Origin of the sequence: Rhizobium sp. NLR10b (assembly GCF_019685435.1) — a bacterium.
Lineage (GTDB): Bacteria > Pseudomonadota > Alphaproteobacteria > Rhizobiales > Rhizobiaceae > Rhizobium.
The window spans coordinates 308,339-323,003 of record NZ_JABDWV010000003.1 but is presented as its reverse complement, the minus strand read 5'-3'; the positions used below and the strand labels follow the sequence as shown (position 1 = coordinate 323,003).

Sequence of the window (14,665 nt, the reverse complement as noted above, 5' to 3'; positions counted from 1 at the left end):
TGCATAGATCGGCTCCATGCAACGCTCTTTGGTTCGGCGCTCAATAGTCCCAGAAGACCGGCACCCAGCGGAAGGCTTCGCCGTCTACCGCCACCCGGCCGACGGACGGGAACGGCAGGTGGGTGGCCACCAGCTGTTCACCGGTCGCCGCCAGCTCCCGCAAAAGATCGCGGCGCACACGAGCCGCTTCTTCGGGATAGTGTTCGAAACCATTGTACCAGTCGGGGTGCTCAAACCCGACCGCAAAGATGGCGTCGCCGGCGAATGTCAACTGGTCGCTGCCCGATGCCAGGCGAACAACGCTGTGTCCGGGAGTGTGGCCGCCGGTGCGTTGGGCGACCACACCCGGCGCCACCTCGGATTGCTCGTCGAATAGCCTAAGATGGCTGGCGTACTCGCCGAGGAACCGCTTTGCGGTCGCCCGAAGCGCGTCAGGGAAGCCTGGCGGCATGGACACCTGGCTGAAATCGGGCGCTTCCCAGAACTTCGCCTCGGCAGCCGCCACGTGAATCCTGAGGTCCGGACGCAGTCGGTCCTTCACCCCATCAACCAGCAGCCCGCCGATGTGATCCATGTGCAGGTGGGTCAGCACCACGTCGGTCACCGCCGCAAGATCGATACCAGCAGCCTCCAGCCTCCTGATCAGCTGCCCGGCCCGCGGCAAGTTCAAGTCCGGGTCCAGCCCCAGCCCGGCGTCGATGAGGATGGTCTGCCCGCCGCTGCGGACCAGGACCACGTTCAGCGCCCAGTCGAAAGCGTCAGGCGGCAGGAACATATCCCCCAGCCACGCTGCCCTGTCAGCCGCATCGACATTGTGCCCCAGCATCGCGGTTGGGAGCGGCAGCACACCATCGCTGATGATCAGAACTTCAATCTCGCCGATCCGCACCGCGTAGCGCGACGGAACCAGCTCATCCGGCCGCGGTCTGCCGGGCTGCGAGGTACTGTTGAGGTTGATGTTTGTCTCCTGCTGGCCAGCCGTACGGGGTCTTGCTTCTGCTTGTGACATGATGCGCTCCTGTGTTGCATGATCGAAAGATGTCGGGTCGATGATCACGAAGCGGAGACTATGCCGGAGCGCGTTTGGCGGTCGATCAGGTCAAGGGAGAGGGAAGGCTAGGCTTTAGGACAGGCCCGCCTATGGATTCGCCGTGGTGCAGTGCAGATTTGGCGTGGAGCGACCAGCAAAAGGACGCAGAGTCCCGCCCGGCAGGCGGTGCCCTCGCTAGCAGCAACGCAGGAGTTACGACATCAAAGCGAAAGCGGCGGCTCAGCCGGTTTCAGGAAGCGCTCGACCGTTTCCGCCGTCACCGCCTCGACTGATGCCGGCGACCATTTCGGATTGCGGTCCTTGTCGATGACAGCGGCGCGGATGCCTTCGAAGAAATCGGGATTATCAAGCATCTGCAGGCAGGCGCCGAGTTCGCGGCGAAGACATTCGGCGAGCGAGGCACTGCGCCGGCCCGCCCTCAGCAGCAGCAGAGCGAGTTTCAGGCTGGTCGGCGACCGGCTGAGCAATACCCGGCGCGTCTCGGCTGCAAAGTCGCCCTCTTCTTTGGCGAGAGCCGCGAGGATTTCCTCGACGCCGTCGAAGGAAAATGCGCGGTCGATCACATCGACATTCTGCCGCAACCGGCTTTCCGCCAGCGGTTCGGAAAATCCCTGCAGCAGGGCATCGACTTCCGTCGACGCGCTGGTGCGCGGCAGGTCGCAGAGGCCATCGATCACCGCGTCGAGCCGCGCCGAAGCGATCTGAAGATCGGCGAGACCAGCATAGATCGCGTCCGCAGCACCAATATCGAGCCCGGTCAGGCCGAGCCATGTTCCGGCCTCGCCGGGCGCCTTCGGCAGCAGCCATGTGGCGCCGACATCGGGGACATAGCCGATGCCGGTCTCCGGCATGGCAAGCCGCGTGCGCTCGGTGACGATGCGGTGGCGGCCGTGCGAGGACAGGCCGACGCCGCCGCCCATGGTGATGCCGTCCATCAGCGCGACATAGGGTTTGGGATAGGAGGCGATCATATGGTTGAGGCGGAATTCCTCGCGCCAGAAGGTTCCGGCGAGACCATCGCCGGCGCGGGCGCTTTCATGCAGCGCACGGATATCACCGCCGGCACAGAAGCCGCGTTCGCCTTCGCCCGTGATCACAACGCTTGCCACATCGGATCCGGAGGCAAAGCCATGAAGGGCCTCCGCGAGCGCGCGGATCATCGGCAGCGTCAGACTGTTCAGCGCCCGCGGCCGGTTGAGCCGGATGATGCCGGCAGTGCCCCGCCGTTCGATGATCACTTCGCCGTGCTGCATGGTTCACCTCGTCTGTTGAACCATGCATAGACGAGGATGCGGCATCGCTCCAGAGTATTTGCGGGCCGGGACCAAGCGATTGCTCAGGCCGACAGGGCGTCTCGGGCTGACGCTGCGGCTTCGCAGCGGTCCGCATATTCGATGGCGAGTTCCAGCGGCAGCGGCCGCGAGAAATAATAGCCCTGCGCCAGACGGACACCCATCGCCTTCAATCCCTCGGCGATCGCTTCGCTTTCCACACCTTCGGCGACCGAGGCGATGCCGAGATTCTGACAGAGGTTGGCGACCGATCGAGTGATGTTCATGCAACGGGCGTCGCGATCGAAATTCATCACGAAACCCTTGTCGATCTTCAGCTTGTCGAAGGCCAGACGATGAATATGGCTGAGGCTGGAAAAGCCGGTGCCGAAATCATCGAGGGCGATCGAGATGCCGGCGGCGCGCAGCATCGTGATCACCCGGTCGGCCGTGTCGAAATCGGAGAGCAATGCGGTTTCGGTAATTTCAAATTCGATGCGCTTCGGGTCGATGCCGGAGCGGGTGATCATGGCAAGCAGCGCCATCGAGGTCTCATGATCGCAGATATCCCGTGCCGAGAGGTTGAAGGAGAGCCTCAGATGGCGCGGAATGATCGCCAGCGCTTCGAGCGCCTGGGCAAAGAGGATGCGCGTCATGCGGCCGATCACCGCCGTGCGCTCGGCGGCGGGAATGAAGGCTGTGGGGCTGATGCGTCCGAAACGGGCGCTGTCCCAGCGGGCGAGCGCCTCATAAGCGACGACGCGGCCGCTCTTCAATTCGACGATCGGCTGGTAGTCGAGTTTCAATTCCCCGGCGAAATCGTTTGCCTGCAACTCGAGTTCGATCAGGTAGCGCTGCGTCAGGATCTTTTCGTGTTCGGCGGAGAAGAATTCGACGCCGCTGCTGCGCTTGCTCTTGACCTGGTAGAGGGCGAAATCGGCCTTCTCGTAGAGGTCTTCGGCGGTGTATTCGCCGAGATCGGGATAGACGATGCCGCAGGAGCCGAAGACGCGGACCGAGCCATCGGGGATTTCGATGGGATCACGGACGGCGGCGCAAAGCGCCTGACCGAGATCGGCGACCGCCTGGCGCGTCATCGATGAGGGGAAAATGATGCCGAATTCATCGCCGCCGAGACGGGAGACGATACCCTCCTCGCCGACCAAAGCGGTGAAGCGTCGCGCCGTTTCCTTGAGCACGAGATCACCGGCGGCATGGCCGAAAACGTCGTTGACGGGCTTGAAGCCGTCGAGATCGATAATGCCGAGAACGGGCGTCGAGAACGGATTCTTCTGCAACCGTTCTTCCAGGGAGAGAAAGAAGCTGCGGCGGTTGGCAAGGCCGGTCAGTTGATCATGCAGCGCGTTGCGGCTGTTGACGAGGTTCAACTCCTCGGCCTCCGCCTGCTTCTTCTTCAACTCCTCGGTCAGTTGCACCAGGCCGACGAAATTCTGGAAATAGCTGTTGATCACCCGGAGGAAGGGCAGGATGAGGAAGAGCCCGCTGACGGCGGTCGCCACGAAAACGGGATTGCCCGAGAACATGAAGGTGGTGATCATGGCGGAGAAGGTAATGACCGTGGTCATCGCCGCCGCCATCGGCAGATGCATCAGGCAGAAGATGCAGGAAATGCCGGTCACGACGAGGAAATAGGCGATCTGGCCCTGCTGCGACGCATCGCCATATTGGTAAAGCGCGACCGACCAGCTCCCGAAAGCGACGGTCAGGATTCCGGCGCCCGATATCGTCACCTTCATCAGCCGGTAGGCCCGCTCGGCAGTGATGCTTTCCTTGCCCCTGATCTCCCACCAGCAGAGACGGAACATACAGACGACGCTGAGCGCCACCGGAATATAGAGCGACAGCCACAGCGGCGCGGATTTCAGATGGGTAATCGCCACCGCCAGCGCATTGATGATCAGCAGGATATAGAGAATGGGGATCTGCGACGACAGGGCCTGGAACTGCGCCATCAGAAGCGTCGGATTGTCTCTTTGCAGCTGCAATGAAGCCAGAAAGTTCTTCATCTTCTCTTATCCGTCGGCCAGAGCCAGGCAGCGAAAGCTTGATGTTTCCTTATTCACGTCACGTCATTCGAAGCCCGCGGGCGCTGGTGTAAACGGCAGCCGCCGCCGGACACCGCTCAGAAGGATGCGGCGGCAAGTGCCCGGTGGATGCTGTGCAGGTCGTCGACGTTTCTGTTCGACAGGAAGAGTTCCCAATCGAGCGAACTCTGGACGATGGTCTCAAGCGAATCGTAGCGGGGCTTCCAGTCGAGCACCTGCCGGGCGAGCGAAGGATCGGCGACGACGCTGGCCGAATCGCCGGCGCGCCGCGGCGCCATGTGAATCTTGAAGGAATGCCCGTGCAGGCGGGTGACCATATTCAAGACGTCGAGCACGGAATAGCCGCTGCCATAACCGCAATTGGCGACGAGCGGGCCCTTGTCCCTGCGCAGGTGCTGCAGCGCTTTCAGATGCGCATCGGCGAGGTCGGTGACATGGATGTAGTCGCGCACGCCGGTGCCGTCATGGGTGGGATAGTCGATGCCGTAAACATGGACGCTGTCACGCTTGCCGAGCGCTGCCTCGCAGGCAACCTTGATGAGGTGCGTGGCGCCCGAAGTCGACTGGCCGGTGCGGTGGTGCGGGTCGGCGCCGGCGACGTTGAAGTAGCGAAGCGCGACATAGTTGAAATCATAGGCGGCGGCGGCGTCACGCAGCATAAGCTCGGTCATCAGCTTCGACTGACCGTAAGGATTTTCCGGATTGAGGTGAGCCGTCTCCTTCACCGGCAGGTCCGTCTGCTGCTGGCCGTAAACGGCGGCCGTCGAGGAGAAGACGAAATTGCGGATGCCGGCCCTGATCGAGGCGGAAAGAAGCGTCCGGGTCTTGCCGGAATTGTTGTCGTAATAGGCGAGGGGATCGGCAACCGACACCGGCACGACGGCGGAGCCGGCGAAATGGATGATCGCCTCGATGTCGTTTTCGATGAAGATCTTCTTCAGAATATCGGCATCGGCGATGTCGCCGAGATAAAAACGCGCCGCCGGCGCCACCGCCCAGCGGAAGCCGGTGGAGAGACGGTCCAGCACGACCACATCCTCGCCGGCATCGATGAGCGCCCAAACCATGTGACTGCCGATGTATCCGGCGCCGCCCGTCACCAAAACCGCCATTCCCCACACCCCGCCTCAATTTATAAGCAGGGGCATCAGGCGCCGGTTTTCTTTCCAATTTTCTTATCACGGCGCCGTTGTAAGGCGTTTGAACGGGTATGTTTGGAGTCGTGGTTAGAGGCTGATTTCGCTCTTCGCTACAGTTTTATCGATCAGGCGATTCCGGCACGAAATCGTCCCGCACGGGCGTGCCCCGCGCCCTCTCAGCGCTTGAGGATATAGTCGCAGAGGCGCTCGGCCGCGATCGCCACCTGGGCGGGATCGCGCAGGAAACAGGCGCGCAGGAAGAGCTCGCCGCCGGCGCCGAAGGCAGCCCCGGGAGCAAGGCCGACGCCCGTCTTGTCGACGATGTCGATGGCGGCGCTGCGGCTGTCGGCAACGCCGTCGATCTTCAGGAACGCATAGATCGCGCCGTCCGGCTTCAGCGTCTCGACGCGATTGGTGGCAATCAGCGCATCGCAGAGGATATCGCGCGACCGCGCCGCCTTGGCGATGTTGGCCGCAACGAAATCATCGCCTTGATCAAGGGCTGCGACGGCGCCCTTCTGCATGAACTGCGCCACGCCGGATGTCGAATATTGGACGAGGTTTTCAAGCACCTGGCCCATCTCTGGGGGGGCGACGATCCAGCCGACGCGCCAGCCGGTCATCGACCAGTTTTTCGAGAAGGAATTGACGAAGACGATCTTGTCGTCCGGCTCCATCACGTCGAGGAACGAGGCCGCGCGGCCGCCGGCGAAGTAATAGCGCGCGTATATTTCATCCGCCATGATCCAGAGATCATGTTTGCGGGCGAGCGCCAGGATATTGCCGAGATCTTTCTTCGTCGCGGTCCAACCCGTCGGGTTCGAAGGGGTGTTGATGAAGATGCCTCTGGTTTTGGATGTGATGGCGGCTTCGACGCGCTCGAGATCGACCGTCCATTTGCCGCCTTCGAACTGCAGCGTGACGCCGACGGAGCGCGCACCTGCTATTTCGAGGGCTGCGGCAATATTCGGCCAGGCGGGGGTGAGATAAACGAATTCGTCGCCAGGCGAAGTCAGCGCCTGCACGCAGAGCTGGATCGCCTGCATGCCGGAGCCGGTGGCGTAGAAATGCTCGACCGGCAGCCGGACGGAAAAATGCCTGACATAATAATCCGACAGCGCCCGGCGAAGCTCGGGAATGCCGCGCTGCCAGGTGTAGAAGGTCTCGCCGGCGGCCAGCGCTTCCATCGCCGCCCGGCTGATGAAATCGGGCGTCGGCAGATCGCCTTCACCGACCCAGAGCGGCAGCAGGCCTTCGCGGCCGCGGGCATAATTGACGACTTCGACGATCCCGCTTTCGGGCGCCGCCACGGCGCGCGGGCTGAGGCTGTTCATGATCGACATGCAGATCTCCGGTTTTCGCCTTCATAGAGGATTTGCGACCGCAAATCCCATGATATCCAGTGATGGCATATCGATTTTCGTGATGGATGGCCGGCGCGGCCGACGTGCTGAGGGCGGGCGGAGCCATTGTGGAGCCACCACGACTTGCCTCAACACGCCAGCCTGAGCCGCCGGCCCCAGCTCCGATCAGACCGCCGGGCGCTTGGCGAGGAGATCGCGGATCTCCGTCAGCAGCTGGACGTCCGCCGGCGGCGGGGGCAGTTCTTCCGGTGCCGCCTTCTCCTGGCGCTCGACCTGCATGCGCAGATAGTTCACGCCCTTGACCATCAGAAAGATGATCCAGGCAAGGATCAGGAAGTTGATGAGGACGGTGAGGAAGCTGCCATAGGCGAAGACCGCCCCTTGGGCGCGGGCGGCGGCCAGTGTCGGCGCGTTGACGGCCGACGAGAGCGGCAGGAAATAATTGGAAAAATCGAAGCCGCCGAAAATGGCGCCGACGATCGGCATGATAAGGTCGTCGACCAGGGATTTGACGATGCCGCCGAAGGCACCGCCGATGATGACGCCGACTGCAAGATCCATGACATTGCCGCGGGCGATAAAGGCCTTGAACTCATTGAGCATCGGATCCGTCTCCCTTCGATCCCATTTCAGAGATATGCAGTTGTTTTCACTAGCTACATCTTCACTGCAATTAATCAATTGCAAATCGCAATAATCCCGCAAAGGACTGCGTGCAGTCTTTGACTTAAGGCTTAGACGGGCAGGAATTTTCAAGGCTCCTGAAATGACTTAAGCTCACCTGCATTGCGGGAGGTGCCGGCACCTGTCACCGGCGGAGGGTCAATGCTTCCAGGCTGGGTCATATTCGCGTCTGCCTTCGGCTATCTGCTGCTGCTATTCGCCGTGGCAAGCTATGGCGACCGCAAGAACCGCGGCCCGGGCTCGCTGGAAGGCGGATGGCCGGTCGTCTATGCGCTGAGCCTGGCGATCTACTGCACCTCCTGGACCTATTTCGGCAGCGTCGGGCTTGCCGCGCAGCGCGGCCTGGAATTTGCCGGCATCTATATCGGCCCGATCCTGGTCTTCACGTTCGGCATGCCGCTGCTTCGCCGCATCATCGAGCTCGCCAAGGCGGAGAAGCTCACCTCGGTCGCCGATTTCGTCGCCGCGCGCTACGGCAAGAACCCGACGGTCGCCACCATCGTCGCGCTGATCTCGCTGATCGGCACCATTCCCTATATCGCGCTGCAGCTGAAGGCGATCTCCAGCACCGTCAGCGCCATGGTCAACCCGTCCGATTACGGTATCGGCAGCGGCAATCTCTATTTTCTCGATCTGCCGCTCGTCGCGACGCTGGTGCTTGCCTGCTTCGCCATCATGTTCGGGACGCGGCATACCGATGCGACGGAGCACCAGGACGGCCTGATCCTCGCCGTTTCGATGGAATCGGTGGTCAAGCTGGTTGCCTTCCTGACGGCCGGCATCTGCGTCATCTGGTTTCTTTTCGACGGTCCGACCGACCTCTGGCAGAAGACCGTCGAAAACAGCCTGGTGATGTCGGCGCTGAATTATCATACGCCGATCAGCCGCTGGATCACCCTGATCGCACTATCGGCCTTCGCGATCATCATGCTGCCGCGGCAATTTCACGTGACGGTCGTGGAAAACCGGACGGCGAAACAGCTGAAACTCGCCGGCTTTCTGTTTCCCTTCTATCTGGTCGCGATCAATCTCTTCGTGCTGCCGGTGGCGATCGGCGGGCTGCTGACCTTCGGCGGCGCCGGCAATGCCGACTTCTACATGCTGTCGCTGCCGCTTGCCGGCGAGATGCCGGTGGTTTCGCTGATCACCTTCATCGGCGGCTTCTCCGCCGCAACGGCGATGGTCATCGTCGATTCCGTGGCGCTGTCGATCATGGTGTCGAACGACATCATCATGCCGATCTTCCTGAGGCGCAAACTCGCCGGCCGCACCGGCCAGCGCGACGATTTCGCCAAGACGCTGCTGAACATCCGCCGCAGCGCGATCTTCGCTGTGCTGCTGTTCGGTTACGCCTACTACCGCTCGACCGACAGCACGGCGGGGCTGGCCTCGATCGGCCTTCTCTCGTTCGCCGCGATCGCGCAGATCGCCCCTGCCCTGTTCGTCGGACTAATCTGGCGGCGGGCAAATGCGCGCGGCGCCATCCTCGGGCTGACGTCCGGCTTCGTCATCTGGGTCTACCTGCTGTTCCTGCCGTCGCTCGGCGGCCCCGATTATTCGCATGTGGCAAGCGTAGTGCTCGGCTTCATCTTCCCCGGCGCCACGCTGTTTACCGCGCCCGACGCCGACCCGCTGGTCAATGCGACCGTGATGAGCCTGCTCGTCAACACCGCTTTCGTCATCGTCGGATCGCTCACCCGCAATGCCAGGCCGCTGGAACGCATCCAGGCCGGCATTTTCGTCAAACGGCATTCACGCTCGCAATTTGCCACGCGGGGCTGGAAAACCCGCATCAGCGTCGGCGACCTCAAGGCGGCGATCTCGCGCTATCTTGGCGAGGAGCGCATGCAGCGCTCGTTGACGACCTATGAGCAAAGCTCCGGCCGCAAGCTGGAGGACGAGCAGCCGGCCGACATGGCGCTGATCCATTTCAGCGAACAGCTGCTCGGCAGCGCCATCGGCTCGTCCTCGGCAAGGCTGGTGCTGTCGTTGATCCTGCAGAAGATCGAGGATGCTTCGTCCGACACCGCCTGGCTGCTCGATCAGGCAAGCGAAGCGCTGCAATATAACCAGGACATGCTGCAGACGGCGCTATCGCAGATGGATCAGGGCATTGCCGTTTTCGACAGTTCCAACCGGCTGACAATCTGGAACCGCCGCTTCCGGCAATTGCTCGACCTGCCGGAGAATGCCGGCCAGGTCGGCTTTCCCCTCTCCGAGATCGTCAATATCCTCAGCCAGCGCGGCGACATCGCGCCGGGCGATCTGCAGCAGACGGTGCGGCATTTCCTCACGCTCGACAAACCCTTCGCGCTGGTGCTCGGCGGCGGTGAGCGGATCATCGAGGTGCGCTCCAACGCCATGCCGGACAAAGGCATTGTCGCCACCTTCACCGATATCACCCAACGCGTCAGCGCCGACCAGGCGCTGAAACAGGCGAATGAGACGCTGGAGCAACGCGTTGCCGAACGCACGGCGGAACTCACCCGCGTCAACCACGAACTGGCCGAAGCGCGGGCGGCTGCCGACGAGGCGAATATCGGCAAGACCCGCTTTTTCGCCGCCGCCGGCCACGACATCCTGCAGCCGCTCAACGCCGCCAGGCTCTATTCCTCGGCGCTGGTCGAGCGTATGGCGCAATCCGACAACAGCCCGATTGTGCGCAACATCGATTCAGCACTGGAATCGGTCGAAACCATTCTGGGCGCGGTGCTCGACATCTCCAGGCTCGATACCGGCGCCATGCGGCCGCGGCTTGCCTCGGTTGCGCTTTCCGATCTCCTGGAGCGGATCGAGACCGATTTTGCGCCGATCGCCCGGGAGAAACAGCTGAAGCTGGTGGTCATGCCGACATCGCTGCGCGTCCGCTCAGACCCGAATCTTCTGCGCCGCCTGGTGCAGAACCTCGTTTCCAACGCCATAAAATACACGATCACCGGGAAGGTGCTGGTCGGGGCGCGGCGGCGCGGCAACCAGGTGATCATTCAGGTGATCGATTCCGGCATCGGCATTCCGCCATCGAAATTCCGTACCGTGTTCAAGGAATTCGCGCGGCTGGACGAAGGCGCCAAGACTGCTTCCGGCCTCGGGCTCGGCCTTTCGATCGTCGACCGTATCGCCCGCGTGCTCAACCATCCGGTCGAGCTGCTCTCGACGCATGGCAGAGGCACTGAATTCCGCATCTCCATGCCGCTCGACGTCTCACGTCCGGCCGAGGCTGCGGCAGCCGTCAGCCCCGCCGACCGCCCGGGGCAGCCGCTCAAGGGACTGAAAATCCTCTGCATCGACAACGAGCCGAAGATCCTGGAAGGCATGCGGTTGCTGCTCAGCGGCTGGGGTTGCGAGGTGACGGCGGTGGATTGCCTTGCCGAGGTGATCGCCATGGACGGCCGGGAGGGGCCGCCGGATCTTGCCATCGCCGATTATCATCTCGACGACGGCACCGGGCTTGCCGCAATCCTGCATCTGCGCCGGCAGTTCGGCATCGACCTCCCCGCCTTGCTTGTTACCGCCGACCGCACGCCTGAAGTGCGCAGCGAAGCCGAGCGCTACGGCATCGCCGTTCAACACAAGCCGGTGCGGCCGGCGGCGCTGCGCGCCTATATCACCCAGATAGCCGGCCTCAAACGCGCGGCTGCGGAATAGCCGGCAAGCTCAGCCGCCCGGGCTGATGACGCGAGCGACGAGATCGCGTACACGCGCAGTATCCGGCACCTCGCCAAACAGGATGCGGTACATGATCGGCGCCACAACCTGATCCATCACGAGATCGACGTCCGGGAAGGTTTCGCCCCGCGCCTTTGCCCTGTCGGCGATAACGACGATCTGCTGACGCGTATATTCGCAGCACTTGCAGGCATTGGCGCCGGCCTGCGCGGCCAACACGTCGCGGATCATCTCGCGGCCCGGCCCGGAGGACATTTCCTCGGCATATTGCTCGGCCCAGGCCTGAAGATCGGCGCTGCCGCTGCCAGCGTCGACCGGCTGCATATCCGGCCGCAGCCGCTCGACGGCGACGTCGGCGAGAAGCTCCTGCAGATCGCCCCAGCGGCGATAGATGGTCGACGGCGTCACGCCCGCCCTGGCGGCGATCAGCGGGATCGTCACCTCCGCGCGATTGATCTCGACCAACAGATCGCGCGCCGCCTTGTGCACCGACGCCTGAACCCGAGCGCTTCGTCCGCCCGGACGGAGATTCTCTTTCACTGCCATGCCTGCAATCCGACCTCGTCCTGACATTGATGGTTCAAAATCTTTGACAGGAGCATAAACGCAAATAATTTGCCTTTGCGCCTTATTCACCCTACATGGAGCTAACGCAACGGGTTAGCTTTAAGGGACTTATATATGTTCGCTGCCGCCAAATCCACAGAGAATGCGCCGCGTCCCTCGATCGGTTTTCACGCGCTGACGCTCGCCACCTTCTTCGGCGCCTCATCGGTGCCGACGCCGCTCTACCGGATCTATCAGGAGAACTTTTCCATCTCGCCGGTGCTGATCACGGTGATCTTCGCAGTCTACGCCTTTGCGCTCCTGGCGGCGCTGCTGACCGCCGGCTCGATTTCCGATCATCTCGGCCGCCGGCCGGTGATCTTTTCTGCCCTGCTGCTCGAACTCGTCGCCATGGTTCTCTTCGTCGCCGCCAGCAGTCCCGGCTGGCTGATCGCGGCGCGGATCGTCCAGGGCATTGCCACCGGCATCGCCGGCGCCTCGCTCGGAGCAGCCCTCGTCGATGTCGACCGGGCGAAGGGCCAGATCGTCAATTCGATTGCGCCGCTTTGCGGCATGGCGGTGGGTGCGGTCGGCACGAGCGCCCTGATCCAGTATGGCCCCTTCCCAATGCATCTCGTCTATGCGCTGCTCTTCGTCGCCTTTGCGCTGCAGGCCGCCGCGATCTGGCTGATCCCCGAGACCGGCGGCGCGCGGCCGGGTGCGCTCGGTTCTCTGATACCGCGGGTTTCCATTCCGCCGCAGGCGAAGCGGCCGCTCTCGCTGGTGACGCCGATCAATATCGCCAACTGGACGCTCGGCGGCTTCTACCTTTCGCTGGTCCCATCCTTGGTCGCCAGCACGACCGGCAGCACCGCGCCGCTGACGGGCGGGGCGGTCGTCGCCGCACTGACGGCGAGCGGAGCGATCGCCGTCTATCTCAGGCGCGGCAAGACGGCCCAGGCCAATCTCGGCTTCGGCGTATCGGCGAAGACCCTCGGTATCCTGACGGTCGTTGCCGGCGTGCATCTCGCAAACGTGCCGCTGCTGCTGATCGGCACGATTTTGACCGGCGCCGGTTTCGGCACCAATTTCCTCGGCTCGCTCGGCACCATCATGCCGCTCGCCAAAGCGGACGAGCGGGCCGGACTGCTGTCGGCCTTCTACGTGCAGAGCTACCTCGCCTTCAGCCTGCCGGCGATTCTGGCAGGCTTCCTGGCGAAATCCGCCGGCTATCAGGTGACGACGGACATTTATGCGACGGCGATCCTGCTGTTGCTGGGCGTCGGGATCGTGGCCCTTCGCGCCGGAAAGACGGCGGAGAATGCCGCCTGATTCCGGAGGGAGTGTTCACGGCTGGAGATCCAGCAGTGCCCGGCCGCTGCCATCCATGGCGAAAGGCACCGAGGCGTGCTGGTGGGCGACCAGCCAGCGGCCATCCTGCTTGACGAGGCCGAGGGTCTGACGGAACCAGAGATCGACTTCGGTGCCATCGGTCTTCTTCCCGGTCATCCGCGTGAGTGCCACTCCAGAAAGCGACACCCTCGCCGACCGTCAGTTTGGCGTCGCGCACCTCGCCGCCGATCGGACCTTCCCAGGTGTCGAACCAGGCCTGCAGGCCTGCCTTGTCCTTGCCGTTCATGACCAGCGGCGGCGCAAGGGAAAATTCCACGGAATCTTCGGCCTCGTAGGAAAGCGCCTCCTCGGCGTTCTTTTCCCCCAGCGCCTTGGCCCGCATCATCAGCATGGCGATGACCGCCTCTTCCTCGTGCCTGACATTTGCTTCGTCTTTCACGGCCGTTCTCCTTCTCCGTTATGGAGGACGCGCGGCAGGAGGACGATCCGACAATGATGCATTTCAATCTTGGCATTCCGCGTTTTGCTGGAATTGCTTCAGAGATAACTCGTCACTTCAGGCTCGTTCCACCAGGCATCGTGCCTGCCATCGGCGTAACGAACCGGCAGCGCCGCCAGTTCCTCGGGCGTAATATTATCCAGGCAGGCAATATTGATCGAGACATAGGCGCCGCCGATCGCCTCGACATAACCGTCGCCATAGGCCGGCACGCCACAGGTGCGGCAGAAGCGGTGATGGCCGCTCATCGTGTTGAACTGGTAGTCTGATGTCTCCGCCTCATCGCACATCAGCCGGAAATCCTCCGGCTTGACGTTGGCGCCCCAATAACGCCGCTTGGCGCAGATCGAGCAATTGCAGCGGCCGGTCCCGGCCTCGAGGTCCATATCCACTTCGTAACGCACTTTGCCGCAATGGCAGCTTCCCCGGTAGGTCTTCTTCATGGCGCGCTCCTCCTTCGACGTTGCATCAGACACTTGGATATGACAATATGTTGTCACCATGAACGAGATACGAAATAGACAACATATTGTCAAACATAATCGACCGGAGCGAACGATGGAAGGGGATGCCTTCTCCGCTTTCGCGATCACAGCGCTGCGTCTGGCCGGTCACCTGACGGCCGCCGGCGACCGGTTGTCAAAACCGGCGGGACAGACTAGCGCGCGCTGGCAGGTGCTGGCAGCGGCAAGGCGCGGCGAGCTTTCGGTGGCGCAGATCGCCCGCACGCTCGGCCTCGCCCGCCAGGGCGTGCAGCGGCTTGCCGATGTGCTGGAGGGTGAAGGGCTGATCGCCTATGCCGATAACCCGCAGCATCAGCGCGCCAAGCTGGTGCTGCTGACGGCGGATGGAGCGGAGCGGCTTGGTGCGATCGAGGTGGCGCAGGCGGAATGGGCGAACGGGGTGAGCGCGGCGTTTACGGCAGCGGAGCTTGAATCAGCGCGGGCGGTGATGGCGCGGGTGATGGAGATATTGGAGGCCAAGGAGGAGGCTCGCGGCTGAATTGCTGGCGATGCTTCCGGGTTG

General features: G+C 62.7%; 11 protein-coding genes and 1 pseudogene. 3 read left to right on the top strand and 9 right to left on the bottom strand.

Annotated elements, in window-relative coordinates; all coding sequences use genetic code 11:
• Positions 1-40 precede the first annotated feature (40 nt).
• From HJB91_RS06460 to mscL, 6 genes are all read right to left on the bottom strand, one after another.
• Positions 41-1,009 (bottom strand): MBL fold metallo-hydrolase, encoded by a 969-nt coding sequence (locus tag HJB91_RS06460; protein ID WP_221122736.1) that lies wholly within the window; start codon positions 1,007-1,009, stop codon positions 41-43.
• A 242-nt stretch (positions 1,010-1,251) separates the two neighbouring features.
• Complete coding sequence (locus tag HJB91_RS06455; RefSeq protein WP_221122735.1) at positions 1,252-2,304, bottom strand: enoyl-CoA hydratase/isomerase family protein; 1,053 nt, start codon at positions 2,302-2,304, stop codon at positions 1,252-1,254.
• An 83-nt stretch (positions 2,305-2,387) separates the two neighbouring features.
• Positions 2,388-4,349 (bottom strand): bifunctional diguanylate cyclase/phosphodiesterase, encoded by a 1,962-nt coding sequence (locus HJB91_RS06450; RefSeq protein WP_221145947.1) that lies wholly within the window; start codon positions 4,347-4,349, stop codon positions 2,388-2,390.
• A 116-nt stretch (positions 4,350-4,465) separates the two neighbouring features.
• A complete protein-coding gene (gene galE, locus HJB91_RS06445; RefSeq protein ID WP_210629287.1) occupies positions 4,466-5,500 on the bottom strand; it encodes a UDP-glucose 4-epimerase GalE in 1,035 nt (344 codons plus the stop codon).
• Between the two features lie 203 nt (positions 5,501-5,703).
• Positions 5,704-6,870: a pyridoxal phosphate-dependent aminotransferase gene (locus HJB91_RS06440; RefSeq protein ID WP_221145944.1), complete on the bottom strand. Its 1,167-nt coding sequence runs from the start codon at positions 6,868-6,870 to the stop codon at positions 5,704-5,706.
• 186 nt (positions 6,871-7,056) lie between these two features.
• Positions 7,057-7,494, bottom strand: coding sequence for a large conductance mechanosensitive channel protein MscL (gene mscL, locus HJB91_RS06435; protein WP_037143248.1), 438 nt, complete (start codon positions 7,492-7,494; stop codon positions 7,057-7,059).
• Between the two features lie 222 nt (positions 7,495-7,716).
• On the opposite strand from mscL, the gene HJB91_RS06430 reads away from it, so the two are divergent.
• Positions 7,717-11,220: a PAS domain-containing hybrid sensor histidine kinase/response regulator gene (locus HJB91_RS06430; protein ID WP_221153879.1), complete on the top strand. Its 3,504-nt coding sequence runs from the start codon at positions 7,717-7,719 to the stop codon at positions 11,218-11,220.
• A 9-nt stretch (positions 11,221-11,229) separates the two neighbouring features.
• Here the strand turns inward: HJB91_RS06430 and HJB91_RS06425 are convergent, their stop codons facing one another.
• Positions 11,230-11,787 (bottom strand): TetR/AcrR family transcriptional regulator, encoded by a 558-nt coding sequence (locus HJB91_RS06425; RefSeq protein ID WP_221153869.1) that lies wholly within the window; start codon positions 11,785-11,787, stop codon positions 11,230-11,232.
• 135 nt (positions 11,788-11,922) lie between these two features.
• Here HJB91_RS06425 and HJB91_RS06420 point away from each other — a divergent pair, with 135 nt between their 5' ends.
• Positions 11,923-13,119, top strand: a complete 1,197-nt coding sequence (locus HJB91_RS06420) for an MFS transporter (RefSeq protein ID WP_210629291.1) — start codon at positions 11,923-11,925, stop codon at positions 13,117-13,119.
• Between the two features lie 15 nt (positions 13,120-13,134).
• Here HJB91_RS06420 and HJB91_RS06415 read toward each other — a convergent pair.
• Together HJB91_RS06415 and HJB91_RS06410 are read right to left on the bottom strand one after the other, a co-directional pair.
• Positions 13,135-13,579 (bottom strand): annotated as a pseudogene (locus tag HJB91_RS06415) (YybH family protein).
• A 98-nt stretch (positions 13,580-13,677) separates the two neighbouring features.
• A complete protein-coding gene (locus HJB91_RS06410) occupies positions 13,678-14,082 on the bottom strand; it encodes a GFA family protein (protein ID WP_221145933.1) in 405 nt (134 codons plus the stop codon).
• Between the two features lie 58 nt (positions 14,083-14,140).
• Here HJB91_RS06410 and HJB91_RS06405 point away from each other — a divergent pair, with 58 nt between their 5' ends.
• Positions 14,141-14,641 (top strand): MarR family winged helix-turn-helix transcriptional regulator, encoded by a 501-nt coding sequence (locus HJB91_RS06405; RefSeq protein ID WP_210629293.1) that lies wholly within the window; start codon positions 14,141-14,143, stop codon positions 14,639-14,641.
• Positions 14,642-14,665: the final 24 nt, after the last annotated feature.

Coding starts and splice junctions, on each gene's coding strand:
- HJB91_RS06460 (WP_221122736.1), bottom strand. CDS start 1,009: ATGTCACAAGCAGAAGCAAGACCCCGTACGGCTGGCCAGCAGGAGACA.
- HJB91_RS06455 (WP_221122735.1), bottom strand. CDS start 2,304: ATGCAGCACGGCGAAGTGATCATCGAACGGCGGGGCACTGCCGGCATC.
- HJB91_RS06450 (WP_221145947.1), bottom strand. CDS start 4,349: ATGAAGAACTTTCTGGCTTCATTGCAGCTGCAAAGAGACAATCCGACG.
- galE (WP_210629287.1), bottom strand. CDS start 5,500: ATGGCGGTTTTGGTGACGGGCGGCGCCGGATACATCGGCAGTCACATG.
- HJB91_RS06440 (WP_221145944.1), bottom strand. CDS start 6,870: ATGTCGATCATGAACAGCCTCAGCCCGCGCGCCGTGGCGGCGCCCGAA.
- mscL (WP_037143248.1), bottom strand. CDS start 7,494: ATGCTCAATGAGTTCAAGGCCTTTATCGCCCGCGGCAATGTCATGGAT.
- HJB91_RS06430 (WP_221153879.1), top strand. CDS start 7,717: ATGCTTCCAGGCTGGGTCATATTCGCGTCTGCCTTCGGCTATCTGCTG.
- HJB91_RS06425 (WP_221153869.1), bottom strand. CDS start 11,787: ATGGCAGTGAAAGAGAATCTCCGTCCGGGCGGACGAAGCGCTCGGGTT.
- HJB91_RS06420 (WP_210629291.1), top strand. CDS start 11,923: ATGTTCGCTGCCGCCAAATCCACAGAGAATGCGCCGCGTCCCTCGATC.
- HJB91_RS06410 (WP_221145933.1), bottom strand. CDS start 14,082: ATGAAGAAGACCTACCGGGGAAGCTGCCATTGCGGCAAAGTGCGTTAC.
- HJB91_RS06405 (WP_210629293.1), top strand. CDS start 14,141: ATGAACGAGATACGAAATAGACAACATATTGTCAAACATAATCGACCG.